23 protein-coding genes are annotated in these 19,604 nt (G+C 54.9%); 15 read left to right on the forward strand and 8 right to left on the reverse strand.

What is annotated here, in order from left to right:
- The first annotated feature begins 98 nt into the window (after positions 1 to 98).
- Positions 99 to 1,721, forward strand: a complete 1,623-nt coding sequence (locus L3069_RS02150; RefSeq protein ID WP_100167742.1) for an isovaleryl-CoA dehydrogenase — start codon at positions 99 to 101, stop codon at positions 1,719 to 1,721.
- On the opposite strand, the gene L3069_RS02155 is transcribed toward L3069_RS02150, so the two are convergent.
- From L3069_RS02155 to bsmA, 3 genes are all read right to left on the reverse strand, one after another.
- Entirely contained in the window at positions 1,718 to 3,649 is a 1,932-nt protein-coding gene (locus tag L3069_RS02155; RefSeq protein ID WP_023299139.1) for a methyl-accepting chemotaxis protein, read from the reverse strand. The two genes, L3069_RS02150 and L3069_RS02155, sit on opposite strands and share 4 nt — an antisense overlap.
- 170 nt (positions 3,650 to 3,819) lie before the next feature.
- Positions 3,820 to 4,095, reverse strand: a complete 276-nt coding sequence (gene yjfN, locus L3069_RS02160; RefSeq protein ID WP_003856009.1) for a DUF1471 family protease activator YjfN — start codon at positions 4,093 to 4,095, stop codon at positions 3,820 to 3,822.
- A 148-nt stretch (positions 4,096 to 4,243) separates the two neighbouring features.
- Positions 4,244 to 4,573 carry a biofilm peroxide resistance protein BsmA gene (gene bsmA, locus L3069_RS02165; RefSeq protein WP_003856011.1) on the reverse strand — a complete coding sequence of 110 codons (330 nt, stop codon included), beginning with the start codon at positions 4,571 to 4,573 and terminating at the stop codon, positions 4,244 to 4,246.
- Positions 4,574 to 4,710: 137 nt separating this feature from the next.
- Here bsmA and yjfP point away from each other — a divergent pair, with 137 nt between their 5' ends.
- On the forward strand, positions 4,711 to 5,433 hold the full coding sequence (yjfP, locus tag L3069_RS02170) for an esterase (protein ID WP_038415143.1): 723 nt from the start codon (positions 4,711 to 4,713) through the stop codon (positions 5,431 to 5,433).
- Here the strand turns inward: yjfP and ulaR are convergent.
- Together ulaR and ulaG are read right to left on the reverse strand one after the other, a co-directional pair.
- A complete protein-coding gene (gene ulaR / locus L3069_RS02175) occupies positions 5,430 to 6,185 on the reverse strand; it encodes an HTH-type transcriptional regulator UlaR (protein ID WP_003856014.1) in 756 nt (251 codons plus the stop codon). The genes yjfP and ulaR overlap by 4 nt on opposite strands.
- A gap of 109 nt (positions 6,186 to 6,294) precedes the next feature.
- Positions 6,295 to 7,359 carry an L-ascorbate 6-phosphate lactonase gene (ulaG, locus tag L3069_RS02180; protein WP_023299142.1) on the reverse strand — a complete coding sequence of 355 codons (1,065 nt, stop codon included), beginning with the start codon at positions 7,357 to 7,359 and terminating at the stop codon, positions 6,295 to 6,297.
- 359 nt (positions 7,360 to 7,718) lie between these two features.
- Here ulaG and ulaA point away from each other — a divergent pair, with 359 nt between their 5' ends.
- The 6 genes from ulaA to L3069_RS02210 are packed head-to-tail and all read left to right on the forward strand — an operon-like array spanning position 7,719 to position 12,126.
- Positions 7,719 to 9,119: a PTS ascorbate transporter subunit IIC gene (ulaA, locus tag L3069_RS02185; RefSeq protein WP_022646831.1), complete on the forward strand. Its 1,401-nt coding sequence runs from the start codon at positions 7,719 to 7,721 to the stop codon at positions 9,117 to 9,119.
- Between the two features lie 12 nt (positions 9,120 to 9,131).
- Complete coding sequence (gene ulaB / locus L3069_RS02190) at positions 9,132 to 9,437, forward strand: PTS ascorbate transporter subunit IIB (RefSeq protein ID WP_003856022.1); 306 nt, start codon at positions 9,132 to 9,134, stop codon at positions 9,435 to 9,437.
- 9 nt (positions 9,438 to 9,446) lie between these two features.
- The gene (gene ulaC, locus L3069_RS02195) at positions 9,447 to 9,914 is read left to right on the forward strand and encodes a PTS ascorbate transporter subunit IIA (RefSeq protein WP_003856024.1); all 468 of its coding nucleotides are present in this window, start codon (positions 9,447 to 9,449) and stop codon (positions 9,912 to 9,914) included.
- Between the two features lie 12 nt (positions 9,915 to 9,926).
- Positions 9,927 to 10,577 carry a 3-keto-L-gulonate-6-phosphate decarboxylase UlaD gene (gene ulaD, locus L3069_RS02200; RefSeq protein WP_017694667.1) on the forward strand — a complete coding sequence of 217 codons (651 nt, stop codon included), beginning with the start codon at positions 9,927 to 9,929 and terminating at the stop codon, positions 10,575 to 10,577.
- Positions 10,578 to 10,586: 9 nt separating this feature from the next.
- Positions 10,587 to 11,447: an L-ribulose-5-phosphate 3-epimerase gene (locus tag L3069_RS02205; protein ID WP_038415146.1), complete on the forward strand. Its 861-nt coding sequence runs from the start codon at positions 10,587 to 10,589 to the stop codon at positions 11,445 to 11,447.
- The gene (locus tag L3069_RS02210; protein ID WP_038415148.1) at positions 11,440 to 12,126 is read left to right on the forward strand and encodes an L-ribulose-5-phosphate 4-epimerase; all 687 of its coding nucleotides are present in this window, start codon (positions 11,440 to 11,442) and stop codon (positions 12,124 to 12,126) included. Before L3069_RS02205 ends, L3069_RS02210 begins: the two co-directional genes overlap by 8 nt.
- Before the next feature lie 133 nt (positions 12,127 to 12,259).
- Here the strand turns inward: L3069_RS02210 and yjfY are convergent, their stop codons facing one another.
- Positions 12,260 to 12,535, reverse strand: coding sequence for a DUF1471 family protein YjfY (gene yjfY / locus L3069_RS02215; RefSeq protein WP_023299144.1), 276 nt, complete (start codon positions 12,533 to 12,535; stop codon positions 12,260 to 12,262).
- Between the two features lie 340 nt (positions 12,536 to 12,875).
- Here yjfY and rpsF point away from each other — a divergent pair, with 340 nt between their 5' ends.
- The 5 genes from rpsF (at position 12,876) to L3069_RS02240 (ending at position 15,397) form a co-directional block, all read left to right on the forward strand.
- Complete coding sequence (gene rpsF / locus L3069_RS02220; RefSeq protein WP_003856034.1) at positions 12,876 to 13,271, forward strand: 30S ribosomal protein S6; 396 nt, start codon at positions 12,876 to 12,878, stop codon at positions 13,269 to 13,271.
- Between the two features lie 6 nt (positions 13,272 to 13,277).
- Entirely contained in the window at positions 13,278 to 13,592 is a 315-nt protein-coding gene (gene priB, locus L3069_RS02225; protein WP_022646836.1) for a primosomal replication protein N, read from the forward strand.
- Between the two features lie 4 nt (positions 13,593 to 13,596).
- Positions 13,597 to 13,824, forward strand: a complete 228-nt coding sequence (gene rpsR / locus L3069_RS02230) for a 30S ribosomal protein S18 (protein ID WP_000135199.1) — start codon at positions 13,597 to 13,599, stop codon at positions 13,822 to 13,824.
- A gap of 41 nt (positions 13,825 to 13,865) precedes the next feature.
- Complete coding sequence (rplI, locus tag L3069_RS02235) at positions 13,866 to 14,315, forward strand: 50S ribosomal protein L9 (protein ID WP_006810372.1); 450 nt, start codon at positions 13,866 to 13,868, stop codon at positions 14,313 to 14,315.
- A 152-nt stretch (positions 14,316 to 14,467) separates the two neighbouring features.
- Positions 14,468 to 15,397, forward strand: coding sequence for a DMT family transporter (locus tag L3069_RS02240; RefSeq protein WP_038415152.1), 930 nt, complete (start codon positions 14,468 to 14,470; stop codon positions 15,395 to 15,397).
- A gap of 46 nt (positions 15,398 to 15,443) precedes the next feature.
- On the opposite strand, the gene L3069_RS02245 is transcribed toward L3069_RS02240, so the two are convergent.
- Positions 15,444 to 16,082 (reverse strand): OapA family protein, encoded by a 639-nt coding sequence (locus L3069_RS02245; RefSeq protein WP_032625204.1) that lies wholly within the window; start codon positions 16,080 to 16,082, stop codon positions 15,444 to 15,446.
- A gap of 231 nt (positions 16,083 to 16,313) precedes the next feature.
- On the opposite strand from L3069_RS02245, the gene fklB reads away from it, so the two are divergent.
- Together fklB and cycA are read left to right on the forward strand one after the other, a co-directional pair.
- The gene (gene fklB, locus L3069_RS02250; RefSeq protein WP_022646839.1) at positions 16,314 to 16,934 is read left to right on the forward strand and encodes an FKBP-type peptidyl-prolyl cis-trans isomerase; all 621 of its coding nucleotides are present in this window, start codon (positions 16,314 to 16,316) and stop codon (positions 16,932 to 16,934) included.
- A gap of 314 nt (positions 16,935 to 17,248) precedes the next feature.
- A complete protein-coding gene (gene cycA / locus L3069_RS02255; protein ID WP_022646840.1) occupies positions 17,249 to 18,658 on the forward strand; it encodes a D-serine/D-alanine/glycine transporter in 1,410 nt (469 codons plus the stop codon).
- An 86-nt stretch (positions 18,659 to 18,744) separates the two neighbouring features.
- On the opposite strand, the gene ytfE is transcribed toward cycA, so the two are convergent.
- Positions 18,745 to 19,407, reverse strand: coding sequence for an iron-sulfur cluster repair protein YtfE (ytfE, locus tag L3069_RS02260; RefSeq protein ID WP_038415156.1), 663 nt, complete (start codon positions 19,405 to 19,407; stop codon positions 18,745 to 18,747).
- Between the last annotated feature and the right edge of the window lie 197 nt (positions 19,408 to 19,604).

The following is a 19,604-nucleotide window of genomic DNA, read 5'->3' on the forward strand; positions in this document are numbered from 1 at the left end:
ATATCAACACGATCGTCATCGTGTGACCCCTCTCCCATGCAGCGTGCATGCCCTCTGTCCATACTTACCTTTATTGCCAATGAAAGGAGGGAGACAGCATGCACTGGCAGACACATACCGTTTTTAATCAACCCACACCGCTATCGAACAGCAACCTTTTTCTCTCTGATTGCGCCCTGCGCGATGCGGTAGCGCGCGAAGGGGCTGAGTGGGATGTGGATCTTCTTGCCAGCATCGGCCAGCAGTTGGGTACGGCAGAGTCGCTGGAGCTGGGCAGACTGGCGAACGTTAATCCGCCGGAGCTGCTGCGTTATGACGCCACGGGAGCGAGGCTGGATGACGTCCGCTTTCATCCGGCATGGCATCTTCTGATGCAGGGGCTTTGCGCCAACCGGGTGCACAACCTGGCGTGGGAGGAGGAGGCGCGGAAAGGATCGTTCGTCGCCAGGGCCGCGCGTTTCGTACTTCATGCTCAGGTGGAGGCGGGAACGCTTTGCCCGGTGACCATGACCTTTGCGGCCACGCCGCTGTTGCAACGGTCGCTGCCCAAACCGTTTCATGAGTGGTTAACGCCGCTGATGAGCGATCGCTACGACCCCCATCTTGCGCCGGGGGCGCAAAAGCGCGGCCTGCTGATCGGCATGGGGATGACGGAAAAGCAGGGCGGTTCGGACGTACTCAGTAATACTACCAAAGCAGAGAAATGCAGCGATGGCAGTTACCGGCTGGTGGGGCACAAATGGTTTTTCTCCGTGCCGCAGAGCGATGCGCATCTGGTGCTGGCGCAGGCGAAGGGCGGGTTGTCCTGCTTTTTTGTCCCGCGTTTCTTACCCGACGGGCAACGTAATGCCGTGCGCCTTGAGCGTCTGAAGGACAAGCTCGGCAACCGCTCAAATGCCAGCAGTGAGGCTGAATTTCTTGATGCTTCCGGCTGGCTGCTGGGCGAAGAGGGGGAAGGCGTCCGGCAAATTCTGAAGATGGGCGGGCTGACGCGCTTTGACTGCGCGCTGGGCAGTCACGGACTGATGCGCCGTGCGCTCTCGGTGGCGCTTTATCATGCCCATCAGCGGCAGACCTTCGGCAAAAATCTGATCGACCAGCCGTTAATGCGCGACGTGCTAAGCCGTATGGCGCTGGTGCTGGAGGGACACACGGCACTGCTGTTCCGACTCGCCCGGGCGTGGGACAACCGCAACGACCCGCAGGAAGCCGCATGGGCGCGGCTTTTCACTCCGGCGGCAAAATACAGCGTCTGCAAAGCGGGTATACCGTTTGTGGCAGAGGCAATGGAGGTGCTGGGCGGTGCAGGCTATTGCGAAGAGAGTGAGCTTCCGCGGTTGTACCGTGAAATGCCCGTCAACAGCATCTGGGAAGGCTCTGGCAATATTATGTGCCTTGATGTACTGCGCGTGCTGGCGAAGCAGCCGGGCATTCTCGACCTGCTCGCCGATGATTTCGCGCAGGTCAAAGGTCAGGACAGGCACTTCGATCGCAGCTGGCGGCAGCTACAGCAGAAGCTGCGGAAACCGCAGGAAGCGCAGGGCAGGGAGATCGCGCAGCAGCTCTTTTTACTCGGGGCCGGAAGTCAAATACTGCGGCACGCATCGCCGCCCGTGGCGCAGGCGTGGTGCCGCATGATGCTGGATACCCGGGGCGGCACGCTGATGAGCGAGCAGGTGCAAAACGACCTGCTGCTGCGCGCCACGGGCCGGGTCGGTTAAGCCTTCAGCTGGAACAGGCTCACCAGCCGGGTGAGATGTGAACCCTTCTCGCGCAGCGTCTGTGCCGTCTGCTCGCTGCGTGAGATGCGATCGGCATTGATGTGCGATGCCTCACCGATGTGCGTCATCGCCAGATTCACCTGGCCAATTCCCGCCGACTGCTCGCGGGAGGCGTGGTTGATCTCAGTGACAAGCTGGCTGATGTTATCGATATGAACAATGATGGCATCCATCGCCAGACGCGTCTGCTCAGACAGCGCATGGCCTTCGCTCACCTTGTTCAGCGTATCCCCAATCAGCTGTTCAATCTCTTTTACCGCGTTGGCGCTGCGTGCGGCCAGGGCGCGTACCTCTTGCGCCACCACTGCGAAACCTTTCCCGTGCTCGCCCGCCCGCGCCGCTTCAACCGCCGCATTGAGCGCCAGGATATTGGTCTGGAAAGCGATGGACTCAATCACGCGGGTGATGTCTTCAATGCGTTTCGATGCATCGCGAATATCATCCATGGTGGAGACTGCGTGGGTCACCGTCTCTCCACCCTGATGCACCGCGCGCGAGGTTTCACCCACCAGCTGCTGCGTTTGCTCCATGTTGGCGGCATTTTGCTGCACGGTGGCGGCTAATTGCTCCATGCTGGCGGAGGTCTCCTCAACGCTGCTGGCCTGCTTGTTGATCTGTTCAGATATCTCGCCGGTGTCTGAAGCCAGCGCGTTAGTCCCCAGATGGATCTCGCTTGCGGCCTCGCGGACCTGCAACACAATTTTTTGCAGGCCTTCCCCGATCCCGTTGATGGCGTCAATCAGCTGGCCGACTTCATCCTGGCGGGTAACCGGCAGGCTGGCGCGCAGATCGCCTGCGGCATACTGCCGGGCAAGCGCGATCACCTCGCGCAGTGGGCGGGTTAGCATCCGGCGAATGAGGATAACGAACAGGCCCGCGAAGAGAGCGGATAGCACCACGCCCGCCATCAGGAAGCGATCGCGCAGTGTGGTGACGCTTGAAAGCAGTACGGCTTTATCCACTTCACCCACGATGGTCCAGTTCCAGCCCGGCAGCGGCGTGTAGGCAACTTTGAGCGTACGGCCATCCGCGCTCACGCGTTCCAGCGTGCCGGCTTTATCACTCAGAAGCTGCTGCTGTGTCGCCGTGTCCCAGTTAGGCAGTTTGCCCTCTTCGCTGGCATGGAACAGATACTGTCCGCGCGTTTTGCCGCTACTGCGATCCAGTACAAAGAAGTGACCGCTCTCGCCCAGACGACGGTTAAGGATTTTCTCGCGCATGACGTTCCACGAATGGGTGATGTCCACGCCGACAAAGATAATCCCGATAACCTGGCCTTCCGCATTCTTAACAGGCTGGTACTGCGTGATATAGCGCTTGCCGAACAGCAGCGCGAGGCCACGATAGACCTCCCCTTTAGTGACGGCGGCAAATGCCGGGCTGGTGGTATCAAGAACGGTTCCGATGGCGCGGTCGCCATTCTCTTTGCGCAGCGACGTCGCCACGCGGACAAAATCGTTACCGCTGCGGACAAACAGCGTCGAGATGGCTCCCGTTCGGCTCAGGAAGTCATCAGAAAGCGTATTGTTTTCATGCAGCTCCGTTTCGCCGCCTTTCAGTAAAGGAACGGTAAGCCCGTTTATGGTCCGGCTCTGGCTGCTGTCGCTGTTCAATGGCTGTGGCAAAAAGGTGGTGAACAGACGGGTATAGCTTTCAACCTCTTCGCTCAGGCTGGTGTTGAACATCTCTACCATATCCACCATGCCGGTGGACTGGTTATGCAGGTCTTCAACCGCAAGATCTTCAAGCTGCTGGCTGGCGTTGTGGCTCAACAGGAAAGTGAACAGCAAAAAAAGCGTAGCGACACTTACACCTGTTAGCAGCGATAGCTTCGTGCCCAGTCCTGCCCGGCGGAAAAAGGTGATCATATATTGCTCATTATTGAAAAGTGATGGCTGTTCAACGGCAGAGCGGAGAGAACGTTTATCTGTTTAATGTAACTGAATGTTACGCATTTGTTTTTATTGAGTTTCGGGAGAGATAAAAAATTTGCAAAAGTGAAAAGCCACTAAAATTAAGTGGCTTTTATCGGAGGGGATTATGCATAAAGAATGGCCTGCACGCGCCAGTGATTAACATGGTGATCTTCCTGCATCTGGACGATACGATACCAGGATGCGCCCTGTTCATCGGCCTTCAGGGCGACGACACGTTCAACGTCTTGCGGACTCCCCGTGATATTATTGACGGAGATCTGACCAATCTCATTCAGGCCCGTGACGCAATCCGCGCTGGCAAATTCAGCCGACTGCGCCGTGGTGCTCAGCAGGCCCGCTGAAAGCAATAGCGTCGTTAAAGCAAGGGTTCGTTTCATCGTCAGCTCCTTTTCACGTGTCTCCGGTATCCGCCGGGCAATCCTTCGCGAATAAACTCATTTCCATTGTTGCTGGCATGGAGTTTATTGTGGACAGGAAAATGTCTACGGACGCAAAGCAGTGTAAAGGTCGTTCAAATGATGATGCTCACTTACGGTACAAAATGCCTTGTGCATACCACTGTCCCGTAATAATGGTTTCATCAATCATCGTGATGACGTAATAATCTGCTTTTGCGGCAACGGCCTGTGCTTCAATTGCGTCTTCTGCATCATCCGGTGAACCGCGAACCATCGCGGATACGGTTCCCAGGCGTTGTAATCCTTCCGTCTGATTACGACGAATCTCCTGAGGATGATCGGTAACCGGCGGTGCCGGTTCTGGCGTACCCTGCAATACGGAACATCCGCTGAGCAGTGAGACCAGCAATAAAGCGGTAAGCCTGCGCATAAACCTGTCTCTTTTCCTGATAGCCATAGTGTAGTGGTCTGCGAATTTAGTTTTGGGGGAATGTTCCCGAAGTGTTATCTGGGACGTAGATTTCGAATGAAAATATCGTGAAACCGTAATCCAGCTCTCAACATTATGAATCATTCATCAGCACAGGATCGACAATGATTGAAATTGAAACTCGCCTGCTTAGTGAGCATGAAATCATCCATGCTTTTCCGGCTGGTAAAGGTGAACAGCCGCTGCCGACGGTAGTTTTCTATCATGGCTTTCTCTCCTCAAAGCTGGTCTACAGCTATTTTGCCGTCGCGCTGGCGCAGGCCGGTTTCCGGGTGGTCATGCCTGATGCGCCGAATCATGGGGCACGCTTTACGGGCGATGAACAGGCGCGGCTGGGGCTGTTCTGGCAAACGCTGCACGGCAATCTGACCGAGTTCGCCGGGCTGCGTGACGCGCTTTTACAGGCCGGGCTGGTGGAGGGGAAACGGCTGGCAGTCGCAGGCGCATCAATGGGCGGAATGACGGCGCTGGGGCTCATGGCCAGGCATCCGGAGGTGACGTCCGTGGCTTGCCTGATGGGATCGGGCTACTTTATGTCACTGGCAAAGACGCTGTTCCCGCCGCAGGCACCTCAGGAGATTGAAGCCCTGTTGTCTGAATGGGACGTCAGCCATGCGCTTTCGCAGCTGGCCGATCGTCCCCTGCTGCTGTGGCATGGGGATGCCGACGATGTCGTACCGCCCGGTGAAACGTTCCGTCTGCAACAGGCGCTACAGCGTGAAGGGCTGGACAGCAATCTGACCTGCCTGTGGGGTGCCGGTGTCCGGCACCGTATTACTCCGGCTGCGCTGGAAGCCACCGTGGAGTTTTTCCGTCAGCACCTTTAAACGCGCAGCACCGTGACACCCTGATCCTCGAGCTTGCTGAGGATCTCGGGGTTGGCGTTTTTGCCGGTGATCACCATGCTGATTTGCTCGGCGCGGCTGAAAAGCATGCCGGCGCGTTCACCGACCTTGCTGCTGTCGACCAGCACCACCAGTTTACCCACCACGTTGAGCATGTTCTGCTCTGCCATTGCGGTGAGCATATCGGTTTTATACAGGCCATCCGCCGTCAGGCCTTTGCCGCTGGTAAACATCCAGTGCCCGGCGTAGAGGCTGTTTTCACTGTCCTGCGGGCTCAGGGTTATGGACTGGCTCTTGTTATACTGACCGCCCATGATCACCACGCTTTCATGTTCCTGGTCAATGAGATAGTTGGCCAGCGGCAGATAGTTGGTAATGATTTGCACCGGCTTGCCGCACATCTCACGGCCCAGTAAAAACGCTGTCGAACCGCAGTTGATCACCACGCTCTCACCGGGATTCACCAGCTGTGATGCCGCTCTGGCAATCCGCACCTTTTCATCGTGATTCTGCGCCTGGTGAATATTCATCGGCGTCCAGCGTGGACGCTGCTGGCTGATGGCCTCTGCGCCGTTGCGGACTTTTTTCAGCTTGCCGCTTTCATCCAGCTTGTTAATGTCCCGCCGCGCGGTAGCAGGGGAGATCCCTAAACGTTCGATCACTTTCTCGACGGTGATAAACCCTGTTTGCGCCAGGAGTTCCAGTAAAATTTGATGCCGTTGCGCTTCCGTCATGAGCTATTCCGAAAAGAATTGATTTGAAAAGATGATATTTGAAATAGCATGAAATTACTAAATTAAATATGACATCGCCAGACACGGTGTCTGGCGATTGGCTGCACAATCAGAGGAAGGACTTGAACGGCAGGTCTGGCTCAATGGTGAAGCAATCATCAAAACCACGCGGGTAGTGGTACTCGAGATTGTCTTTATCCAGCGGCCAGGTGAACTTGCCGCCAACCTGCCAGATGAACGGCTTGAAACCATACTTGAGTCGGTCTTTTTTCATCTCCCACAGGACGCGGATCTCTTGCGGATCGGCCTGGAAGTTTGACCAGATATCGTGGTGGAAGGGGATCACCACTTTGGTGTTCAGCGCTTCGGCCATGCGCAGCATGTCCGCGCTGGTCATTTTGTCGGTAATCCCGCGCGGGTTTTCACCGTAAGAGCCAAGCGCCACGTCAATCTGGTGCTCGTTACCGTGCTTCGCGTAGTAGTTGGAGTAGTGAGAGTCACCGCTGTGATACAGGGAACCGCCAGGCGTTTTGAACAGGTAGTTCACTGCGCGCTCGTCCATCCCGTCTGGCAGTACGCCTGCGGCTTTCTGGTCGGCAGGCAGGGTGATCAGCGCGGTGCGATCAAAGGCATCCAGCGCGTGAATTTCAACGTCTTTGATTTTCACCACGTCGCCCGGCTTCATCACAATGCAGCGCTCTTTTGGCACGCCCCAGCCAATCCACAAATCCACGCAGGTCTGCGGCCCGATAAAGGGTACGTCGTCCGCGCAGTTTTGCATTACCGCTGCCGCCACGTTCACGTCGATATGATCGTTGTGATCGTGGGTAGAAAGAACGGCGTCGATCTGGCGAATGGCGAAAGGATCAAGCACAAAAGGCGTGGTGCGCAGGTTCGGCTGGAGCTTTTCAACGCCGGCCATACGCTGCATCTGGTGGCCTTTTTTCATCAGTGGATTGCCGTGGCTCTGTTTGCCGGTGCCGCACCAGAAATCAACACAAATGTTGGCGCCGCCTTCTGATTTCAGCCAGATCCCGGTGCATCCAAGCCACCACATCGCAAATGTGCCAGGAGCAACCTGTTCCTGCTCGATCTCTTCGTTCAGCCAGCTACCCCACTCCGGAAAGGTACTCAAAATCCATGATTCACGGGTGATGGTTTTCACTTTACTCATCGTTTGACTCCTGGTTTTAATCAAAAGTAATCATGCTGTGACTTGTTGTGATTAATGCTGGCACTGTTTGAATCGATTTGCAATGGCTGATTTGCGGAAAATTCCCCTCGCCACATCACAGAAAATACACTTCGTCGTTGTTAAGATAACCGCTACATATAATTAATATATTGAAAATTAAGAATTTATTTATCTTTCTGGATCGGTAGTGAAAATCATTACTAACTCCATGGAAATAAATTGCGTGATCCGTCACAAATAATCAAATGCAATCTTGTGGTGATTATTTGTGATTAATAGAGTGATGACGCCAACCACACAGGGATTGCCCCTCGTGTTCTCATTTTCTGGAGAGAGTTATGGAGATCCTCTACAACGTCTTTACCGTTTTCTTTAATCAGGTAATGACCAACGCCCCGCTGTTGCTGGGTATCGTGACGTGCCTGGGGTACATCCTGCTGCGCAAAAGCGTCAGCGTGATTATCAAAGGCACCATCAAAACCATCATTGGTTTTATGCTGTTGCAGGCGGGGTCTGGCATTCTGACCAGCACGTTTAAGCCGGTCGTTGCCAAAATGTCTGAGGTATATGGCATTAACGGCGCCATCTCTGACACTTACGCGTCCATGATGGCCACCATCGATCGCATGGGGGATGCGTACAGCTGGGTTGGGTATGCGGTACTGCTCGCGCTGGCGCTGAACATCATTTACGTGCTCCTGCGTCGCATCACCGGTATTCGCACCATCATGCTCACCGGGCACATCATGTTCCAGCAGGCGGGGCTGATTGCCGTTTCTCTCTATATCTTCGGCTACCCAATGTGGACCACGGTCATCTGCACGGCAGTGCTGGTCTCGCTTTACTGGGGCATCACCTCCAACATGATGTATAAGCCAACGCAGGACGTTACTGACGGCTGCGGCTTCTCCATCGGTCACCAGCAGCAGTTCGCCTCCTGGATTGCGTACAAAGTTGCACCGTACCTGGGTAAAAAAGAGGAGAGTGTTGAAGACCTCAAATTGCCTGGCTGGTTGAATATCTTCCACGACAACATCGTCTCCACGGCGATTGTGATGACCCTTTTCTTCGGTGCCATCCTGCTCTCCTTTGGCATTGACGTGGTGCAGGCGATGGCGGGTAAAACCCACTGGACGGTCTATATCCTGCAAACCGGTTTCTCCTTTGCCGTGGCCATTTTCATCATCACTCAGGGCGTGCGTATGTTCGTCGCCGAGCTGTCGGAAGCGTTCAACGGTATCTCTCAGCGCCTGATCCCTGGCGCGGTGCTGGCGATTGACTGTGCGGCTATCTATAGCTTTGCGCCAAACGCCGTCGTCTGGGGCTTTATGTGGGGCACCATCGGCCAGCTGATTGCGGTCGGCATCCTGGTGGGCTGTGGCTCCTCAATCCTGATTATTCCTGGCTTTATCCCGATGTTCTTCTCCAACGCCACTATCGGCGTGTTTGCTAACCACTTCGGCGGATGGCGCGCCGCGCTCAAGATCTGCCTGGTGATGGGCATGGTTGAAATCTTCGGGTGCGTGTGGGCGGTCAAGCTCACCGGCATGAGCGCCTGGATGGGCATGGCGGACTGGTCAATTCTGGCGCCGCCGATGATGCAGGGCTTTGCGTCCGTCGGGCTGGTCTTTATGGCCGTCATCATCCTGATTGCACTGACTTATATGTTCTTCGCTGGCCGTTCGCTGCGAGCTGAAGAAGATGCGGAAAAACAAACAGCAGAAGTTTCTGCTCACTAAGGAGTTTCGATTATGACCGTACGTATCCTGGCTGTGTGTGGCAATGGGCAAGGAAGCTCCATGATCATGAAAATGAAAGTGGACCAGTTTTTAACCCAGTCAAACATTGACCACACGGTGAACAGCTGCGCAGTGGGTGAATACAAAAGTGAACTGAACGGCGCGGACATCATCATCGCTTCAACGCACATTGCCGGCGAGATTAGCGTGTCGGGCAACAAATACGTGGTAGGCGTGCGCAACATGCTGTCGCCTGCGGATTTTGGGCCAAAACTGCTGGAAGTGATCAAAGAGCACTTCCCACAAGACGTGAAGTAAGGATGCCACATGAAACTACGTGATTCGCTGGCTGAGAATAACTCCATCCTTTTACAGGCCGAAGCCAGTACCTGGCAGGAAGCGGTGAAGCTGAGCGTGGACCTGCTGGTTAAGGCGGACGTTGTCGAGCCGCGTTATTACCAGGCCATCCTGGATGGCGTGGCGCAGCACGGCCCCTATTTTGTGATTGCCCCAGGACTGGCAATGCCGCATGGCCGCCCGGAAGAGGGTGTCAAGAAAACCGGTTTTGCGCTGGTGACGCTGAAAACCCCGCTGGTGTTCAACCACGAAGATAACGACCCGGTCGACATTCTGATCACCATGGCAGCTGTCGATGCCAACACCCACCAGGAGGTGGGCATCATGCAGATCGTTAACCTGTTTGATGACGAAGCTAATTTTGACCGTTTACGTGCCTGCCGTACCGCGCAGGACGTGCTGGATTTAATTGATAACGCCACTGCGGCGGCCGTTTAAGAGGAATTGAAAATGTCATTACCAATGTTGCAGGTCGCGCTGGATAACCAGACGCTGTCTCACGCTTACGAAACCACCCGTCTGATTGCGGAAGAGGTGGACATCATCGAAGTCGGCACCATTCTGTGCGTGGGCGAAGGCGTTCGTGCGGTTCGTGACCTGAAGGCGCTCTATCCGCATAAAATCGTGCTGGCGGATGCCAAAATTGCCGATGCGGGCAAAATTCTCTCTCGCATGTGCTTTGAAGCCAACGCCGACTGGGTCACCGTGATCTGCTGTGCAGATATCAACACTGCGAAAGGCGCGCTGGACGTGGCGAAAGAGTTCAACGGCGACGTGCAGATTGAACTGACTGGTTTCTGGACCTGGGAGCAGGCGCAGGAGTGGCGCGAAGCGGGTATCCAGCAGGTGGTTTATCACCGTAGCCGTGATGCGCAGGCCGCAGGCGTGGCGTGGGGCGAAGCCGATATCAGCGCGATCAAACGTCTGGCCGATATGGGCTTCAAAGTGACCGTCACCGGTGGCCTGGCGCTGGAGGATCTGCCGCTGTTCCAGGGTATCCCGATTCACGTCTTTATTGCCGGTCGTAGCATTCGTGATGCTGCGTCTCCGGTGGAAGCGGCGCGTCAGTTCAAACGCTCAATCGCTCAGCTTTGGGGTTAAGGAGCGGGTATGTTGTCAAAACAGGTCCCGCTTGGCATCTATGAAAAGGCACTCCCTGCGGGGGAGTGCTGGCTGGAGCGGTTACAGCTGGCGAAGCAGCTGGGTTTCGATTTTGTCGAAATGTCGGTGGATGAGACGGACGAGCGTCTTTCTCGCCTGGACTGGCGCCGCGACCAGCGTCTGGCGCTGGTGAGCGCCATTGCCGAAACCGGCGTGCGCGTGCCATCCATGTGCCTGAGCGCTCACCGTCGTTTTCCGCTTGGCAGCGAAGATGATGCTTTACGCGCCGAAGGGCTGGAGATCATGCGTAAAGCCATTCGCTTTGCACAGGATGTTGGCATCCGCGTGATCCAACTGGCGGGTTACGATGTTTACTATCAGGAAGCCAACGATGAGACGCGCCGTCGTTTCCGTGACGGCCTGAAAGAGAGCGTTGAGATGGCAAGCCGTGCGCAGGTGACGCTGGCGATGGAGATCATGGATTATCCATTGATGAACTCCATCAGCAAGGCGCTGGGCTACGCGCACTATCTGAACAATCCGTGGTTCCAGCTTTATCCGGATATCGGCAACCTGTCGGCATGGGATAACGACGTACAGATGGAGCTTCAGGCGGGCATCGGGCATATCGTGGCGGTGCACGTAAAAGATACCCGTCCCGGCGTGTTTAAAAACGTACCGTTCGGCACCGGGGTGGTGGATTTCGAACGGTGCTTCCAGACGCTCAAACAGACAGGTTATTGCGGACCTTACCTGATTGAGATGTGGAGCGAAACCGCGGACGACCCGGCGGCAGAAGTGGCGAAAGCCCGGGACTGGGTGCGCGAGCGCATGGCGCGGGCAGGCTTACTGGAGGCGGAACATGCTTAAGCTGAAACAGCAGGTCTTTGAGGCCAATATGGATCTCCCGCGCTATGGACTGGTGACGTTTACCTGGGGCAACGTAAGCGCCATCGAGCGCGATCGGGGGCTGGTGGTGATTAAGCCGAGCGGCGTGGCCTATGACGCCATGAAAGTGGACGATATGGTGGTGGTTGACCTGGAAGGACACGTTGTTGAAGGCAAATGGCGTCCTTCTTCAGATACGGCAACCCATCTGGCGCTGTACCAGCGTTACCCGTCCCTGGGTGGTGTTGTGCATACCCATTCCACGCACGCCACCGCCTGGGCACAGGCCGGGCTGGCGATCCCTGCTTTGGGTACGACGCACGCGGACTACTTCTTCGGCGATATTCCCTGCACGCGGGCGTTAACGCAGGCTGAGGTCGAAGGCGAGTACGAACTTAACACCGGCAGGGTCATTATCGAAACGCTGGGTGAGACGGAACCACTGCATACGCCGGGTATTGTGGTGTACCAGCATGGTCCATTCTCCTGGGGTAAAGATGCGCATGACGCCGTGCATAACGCGGTGGTGATGGAAGAGGTGGCTCGAATGGCGTGGATTGCGCGCGGCATTAACCCACAGCTTCAGGGCATTGATGATTATCTGATGAACAAGCATTTCATGCGTAAGCACGGCCCGAATGCTTATTACGGGCAGAAGTGAATAAGTGCTCTGGAATACCGAAACAGTTGTAACCGGTGGTATTCCGGAGCCATTCATAAAAAAAGCCCCCGGCAGGGGGCAATCATATATAGCTATGATTTTCGTTGGCTTTCCTGGTGCTGGCGATAAAGCGTTACTGGTAAATATCTGCACTGGCGCGCATATTGCCGTTGCTGCCGGGCTCACGTGTCAGTATGACGTGATAGTATTTTGCGCCCTGCGCATCGGTTTCTTCATTAAGCGCCTGATCTGCTTCACTTTCAGTGGCGAAGTTATGATTGATGTAAATAACGCCTAAGCTCTGCACATCATCCATGTTTCTGGCCTGTCGGCTGTCTATCTTGATGGCTGCCATCGCGTTTGCACTGAGCAAAAGCGCAGCCAAAATGGCGAATGCGATTCTTTTCATGATATGCGCTCCACGACTGCGTGCTGTGATATGGGGTAATGCTCTCCTTCTCTGCTTAAGGCTTCTGATTAAAGTGTAATCGCTACTCGGGTTGCGATGGGTGACCATTTCTGATGGTGTTGTTCAAAAAAACAGCGTTTCTGATAAGTGAGATTTTAAATCACCCACTTAGAACAGCTTTACCCTTTGTGCGAATTATTTGTGCAATCACCTTGTGTTTAGCGGGGCGCGCAAGTATTATGACGCGTCAATTTTTCAGCCGACCTTTAACACGTTCCTTGCCTCCCCGGGCCTCGGCTGACCCAGACAGGAGGCTGAATAATCCGTAAGGAGCAATTCGATGCGTCATTACGAAATCGTTTTTATGGTCCATCCTGACCAGAGCGAACAGGTTCCGGGTATGATCGAGCGTTACTCTGCTGCCATCACTGGTGCAGAAGGCACGATCCACCGTCTGGAAGACTGGGGCCGCCGTCAGCTGGCTTACCCAATCAACAAACTGCACAAAGCTCACTACGTTCTGATGAACGTTGAAGCGCCGCAGGAAGTGATTGATGAGCTGGAAACTACCTTCCGCTTCAACGATGCCGTTATCCGCAGCATGGTTATGCGTACCAAACACGCAGTGACCGAAGCATCTCCGATGGTTAAAGCGAAAGACGAGCGCCGTGAGCGTCGCGATGATTTCGCAAACGAAACCGCAGATGATTCTGATGCTGGGGATTCTGAAGAGTAATTTCTGATGACCAACCGTCTGGTGTTGTCCGGCACCGTGTGCAGGACCCCCCTTCGAAAGGTCAGCCCATCAGGAATTCCGCATTGCCAGTTCGTGCTTGAGCATCGTTCTGTGCAAGAGGAAGCCGGGTTTCACCGGCAGGCGTGGTGCCAAATGCCCGTTATCATTAGCGGACACGAAAACCAGGCCATTACTCACAGTTTAACGGTCGGTAGTGCAGTAATCGTTCAGGGGTTCATCTCTTGCCACAAGGCAAAGAACGGCCTGAGCAAAATGGTTCTGCATGCCGAGCAGATTGATTTGATAGATACTGGAGACTAGCCAAATGGCACGTTATTTCCGTCGTCGCAAGTTCTGCCGTTTCACCGCGGAAGGCGTTCAAGAGATCGACTATAAAGATATCGCAACGCTGAAAAACTACATCACCGAAAGCGGTAAGATTGTCCCAAGCCGTATCACCGGTACTCGTGCAAAATATCAGCGTCAGCTGGCTCGCGCTATCAAACGCGCTCGCTACCTGTCTCTGCTGCCGTACACTGATCGTCATCAGTAATCGGGCACGGTCCATTAATACGACTTTAAGAGGATAAGGTAATGCAAGTTATTCTGCTTGATAAAGTAGCAAACCTGGGCAGCCTGGGTGATCAGGTAAACGTTAAAGCGGGTTACGCTCGTAACTTCCTGGTACCACAGGGTAAAGCTGTTCCAGCTACTAAGAAAAACGTAGAGTTTTTCGAAGCACGTCGTGCTGAACTGGAAGCCAAACTGGCTGACGTTCTGGCGGCTGCTAACGCTCGCGCTGAAGCAATCAACGCACTGGGCACCGTTACCATCGCGTCTAAAGCTGGCGACGAAGGTAAACTGTTCGGTTCCATCGGTACCCGCGATATCGCTGATGCAGTCACTGCAGCAGGCGTTAAAGTGGCTAAGAGCGAAGTTCGCATGCCGAACGGCGTTCTGCGTACCACTGGTGAGCACGAAGTTGACTTCCAGGTTCACAGCGAAGTGTTCGCTAAACTGGTTGTTAACGTAGTAGCTGAGTAATTTTTTACTCTGCTCACGTCGAAGCGCCGGCCTTGTGCCGGCGTTTTGCTTTTTAGCGTGACCCTACGTCATGTTTTGCGATTGTAAGGTCGCTATTCCTGATGCATTCTCTGATAATAAATTGAAACGCAATTTTATTTATGAGATTTGTCATGGATACCGCTCTGCCCACGCCCGTCTTTGCCCGTCGAAATGTGGCCTATGCCTGCGCCACGCTCTGCTGTCTGCTTTGGGGAAGCTCATACCCGGCCATTAAAAGCGGCTACGAACTCTTCCAGATCGCGACCGATGATATTCCGTCCAAAGTCGTCTTTGCTGGATACCGTTTTCTGTTTGCCGGTGCGTTGCTGCTGCTCTTTGCCCTGGCCCAACGTAAACCGATTGGCAGGCTCACACCCACGCAGTTTGGTCAGCTCACGATCCTCGGGCTGACCCAGACCACCATCCAGTACACCTTCTTTTATATCGGCCTTGCTTACACCACCGGGGTGAACGGTTCGATCATGAATGCCACCGGGACCTTCTTCAGCGTGCTGCTGGCGCACTTTATCTACCACAACGACAAACTCAGCTATAACAAAACGCTGGGCTGTGTTCTGGGCTTTACCGGCGTGATGCTGGTGAACTTCCACGGCGGGTTAAGTGATTTCCAGTTTGTCTGGCAAGGTGACGGATTTGTGGTGCTGGCGGCCTTTATTCTCTCTGCGGCCACGCTTTACGGGAAACGCATTTCCCAGACCGTTGACCCGACGGTGATGACGGGATGGCAGCTGGCGATAGGCGGGGCGGCACTGGTTGTGGGAGGCTATGCCACGGGCGGGGCGCTGGAGGTGCACAGCATGAAGGCCGTCGCCGTGCTGGGGTATCTGACGCTGCTCTCATCCGTGGCGTTCGCCCTGTGGAGCGCGCTGCTGAAAGTGAACCGCGTGAGTATGATTGCCCCGTTCAACTTTGTCATACCTGTAGCAGGAACGGTGCTCTCCGCCATATTCCTCGGCGAAGACATTCTGGACATCAAATACGCGATTGCGCTGGTGCTGGTCTGCTCGGGGATCTGGTGGGTGAATAAACGTCGTGCCTGAGAACAAAAGTGCCGGGGGGCGGCTTCGCCTTACCCGGCCTGGGCTATTAACGTGCTCTGATAAAACTGCCGTCCGGCTGGCGGGTAAACAGTACCTGCTGCCCGTTTCCGGTATCGATCGTTAACCCGGTCACCACCCCACTGGCATTCTGGCGGATCTGCACCATCTGACCATTTTGCAGGTTGCTGAGCGGCTTGCCAGCCCCCTCGACTTGCGCCATGGCATACACATCCGTTGCCGGCAGATTGTGGTCGCGGAACAGCTGAGCAAGGGTTTTCCCTGGCTCTACGCGATACGAACGCCACTGCTGCTCAATGCCGGTGGGCTGTTGCGCCTGTGGCTCTGAAGGGGCGGCGGCCTGCTCCTGATCTTCCTGAACAGGTTCAGGTTCAACCGGCGCAACCTGGCCCGGATCGTTAGACGGTGTGACCAGTTGCGTCTGCATCGGCTGTGAATCAGGCTGCGGCTGGCTTTGCGACTGGATATCCAGCTCAGCATTGCGGCTTACCGGCCCGGTATCAACGTTGTCACTGCCGGAAGGAAGCAGGAAACCGATGACCATCAGCAACGCGCCGATGATAATGCCTCTGCGGTGCAAAGGCGGCAGCGGGTCCATGATGCGAAAGTTATCCGGCGCATGCCAGATTTTCGCCAGGGTAGGTTTCAGTTCAAATCGCCCGGGCATGGCTCTCCTCCTGCTCCGCGTCTTTTTATCCTGTCCTGAGAAGTGTAGTTTGCTAACTGCCTGATGGGCGTAACAAAGCCAGCTTTCGTGACATATATTAGGGAAAATCCTGACGGCTACTATTGTTTCCGTTTCGTCGCAGTTTGTCACCTTTACTTAAGACAAAGTTTTACCCATAAGGGCATGGCTGATATGCTGCCCGCTACTTTAAATGTGATGGAAGGAAAACCCATGACCACCCCGACTTTTGACACTATCGAAGCGCAGGCAAGCTACGGCATCGGCTTGCAGGTAGGACAGCAGCTGAGCGAATCCGGCCTGGAAGGTCTGTTACCGGAAGCGCTGGTGGCGGGTATCGCTGACGCGCTGGAAGGCAAGCAGCCCGCTGTGCCGGTTGACGTTGTGCACCGTGCGCTGCGTGAAATCCACGAACGTGCTGACACTGTACGTCGCGCGCGTTTCGAAGAGATGGCGGCAGAAGGCGTGAAATATCTGGAAGAGAACCGTGAGCGTGAAGGCGTGAACAGCACCGAGTCCGGCTTGCAGTTCCGCGTAATCAATCAGGGTGATGGCGCAATCCCGGCGCGTACCGACCACGTTCGCGTACACTACACCGGTAAGCTGATCGACGGCACCGTGTTCGACAGCTCCGTCGCGCGTGGCGAACCGGCTGAATTCCCGGTCAACGGCGTGATTGCAGGCTGGATCGAAGCCCTGACCCTGATGCCAGTAGGTTCAAAATGGGAACTGACTATCCCGCACAACCTGGCATACGGCGAGCGTGGCGCTGGCGCGTCCATTCCGCCATTCAGCACCCTGGTGTTTGAAGTCGAGCTGCTGGAAATCCTGTAATCGGTTTTTCTTATTTTCCTCTCTCCGATCGGGGAGAGGAAAATAGCGATAAAACCTGGAGTTACGACGGAATCAACATTTTGTATTGCAAACGAAACTGTTACGTGTATTTTTGTGAGCTGTTTCGCGCTGTATGAGTGATATGACACTCACTTTCAACATATTATTAACATAATATTCAAATCATAGTATTCATCCCGCCGATTCTTACCTACTATCGATAAGCCCTTACAAAGGGAACGTCATTTTTTTGGCGTATTTAAAGGCCAGAAGAGCCTTAACAACACAGACAGGCATAAACAGGAAAATATCACATGGTAGATCAGGTCAAAGTCGCCGCCGCAGAAGAGGCGACGTCTGAACAGTCGCTACGGCGAAATCTCACGAACCGTCACATTCAGCTTATTGCCATTGGCGGCGCCATCGGCACAGGGCTATTTATGGGCTCGGGCAAAACTATCAGTCTTGCAGGCCCGTCGATCATCTTCGTTTATATGATCATCGGTTTTATGCTCTTTTTCGTGATGCGTGCAATGGGTGAATTGCTGCTCTCGAACCTCGAATACAAATCCTTCAGCGACTTCGCGTCAGACCTGCTCGGCCCGTGGGCGGGCTATTTTACCGGCTGGACCTACTGGTTCTGCTGGGTGGTTACCGGCATGGCGGATGTTGTCGCTATTACGGCCTACGCCCAATTCTGGTTCCCCGGCCTGTCGGACTGGGTGGCCTCGCTGGCGGTGATTGTCCTGCTGCTGAGCCTCAACCTCGCGACCGTTAAAATGTTCGGTGAGATGGAGTTCTGGTTCGCGATGATCAAAATCGTCGCCATCATCGCGCTGATTGTCGTCGGGCTGGTAATGGTGCTGACGCACTTCCAGTCGCCAACTGGCGTTCAGGCCTCGTTTGCCCATCTGTGGAATGATGGCGGCTGGTTCCCGAAAGGCATCAGCGGCTTCTTCGCCGGTTTCCAGATTGCGGTGTTCGCGTTTGTCGGGATTGAGCTGGTGGGGACCACGGCGGCGGAAACTAAAGATCCGGAGAAATCCCTGCCGCGCGCGATCAACTCCATTCCGCTGCGTATCATCATGTTCTACGTGTTCGCGCTGATCATCATTATGTCCGTGACGCCATGGAGCTCAGTAGTGCCAACCAAGAGCCCGTTCGTCGAGCTGTTCGTTCTGGTGGGGCTGCCTGCTGCCGCGAGCCTGATTAACTTCGTGGTGCTGACCTCTGCGGCCTCTTCCGCGAACAGCGGCGTCTTCTCCACCAGCCGTATGCTGTTTGGTCTGGCGCAGGAGGGCGTTGCCCCGAGCGCGTTCGCCAAACTGTCTAAACGTGCGGTACCGGCGAAAGGGCTGACCTTCTCCTGCATCTGTCTGCTGGGCGGTGTGGTGATGCTCTACGTTAACCCGAGCGTAATCGGCGCGTTCACCATGATCACCACGGTGTCGGCGATCCTGTTTATGTTCGTCTGGACCATCATCCTCTGCTCATACCTGGTGTACCGCAAACAGCGTCCACATCTGCATGAGAAGTCGATCTACAAGATGCCACTGGGCAAGCTGATGTGCTGGGTGTGCATGGCGTTCTTCGTCTTCGTGCTGGTGCTACTGACGCTGGAAGAAGATACCCGTCAGGCGCTCATCGTCACGCCGCTGTGGTTTATCGCGCTGGGGCTGGGCTGGCTGTTTATCGGTAAGAAACGGATGGCAGGCATGCGTTAAGCATGTTGCCGGGTGGCGCTGACGCTTACCCGGCCTACGTTCGAGGACGTTGTAGGCCCGGTAAGCGCTAGCGCCACCGGGCTTTTTTATCTACCCGATAATGCACGCGGGAACAGAACGTTATTCTCAAGACTGATGTGTTCCATCAGATCGTCGATCATCTCGTTGATGCCGTTGTACATCGCTTTCCAGGTGGTGCACGCCTCTGGTGGCGGTGTGACATTGTGGGTGGTGTGTTTGATCACTTCCAGCAGTTCGCCGGCGTCATCATGTTCGCTTTCCATCACGCTGATTGGCCCCATTGCCTGGCTGCCCATGCCCTGTTTGATCATCGGGAAGAGGATCTGCTCCTCTTTCATCATGTGGCTGGATAGTTCTTCGTGCAGCATGGTCAGGTATTTCGCCAGGCCGCGCGGTACGGAAGGTTTATCGGCGTGAACGCGCTCAACTTTGGTGGCCTGTAAAATCAGCTCCGGCAGCTGTTCGCGGTGACGGTCGTGGTAACGCACAATGATATGGTCGATGATTTCAGCCAGCGGCGCGGTGCGCCAGTCTTTGTCGACAGGCTGTTCTGCCAGCTTAGCCAGCTCCGCTTCGATAGCTTCTACATCCAGCTCTTTACGCGACGCTGCGCGCGCCAGCGTTTGCTTACCGCCGCAGCAGTAATCCATATCGTATTTACGGAACAGCGTTGAAGCGCGAGGGATGGAGAGCGCCAGCTCGCCTAAGGGTTGGTCGCGGAAGGCCATAGCAGTTACCTCATCATCAGGAATATAAGATGCATTTTAAATGCATCTTTATGTGGATACTATAACCCTTTAGAGGCAAGGGTAAAAATGAGAAGGGGATCACAAAAAAATCGTGCTTTTAACTTGCTGATTGAATGCAGAAAAGGGCTTTCGAAAGTTTTTAAAGGTGGAGAAACAGTAAACAACCTGCCGCGCGT

The sequence above is a fragment of the Enterobacter cloacae complex sp. ECL411 genome (assembly GCF_021869665.1).
GTDB classification, from domain to species: domain Bacteria; phylum Pseudomonadota; class Gammaproteobacteria; order Enterobacterales; family Enterobacteriaceae; genus Enterobacter; species Enterobacter intestinihominis.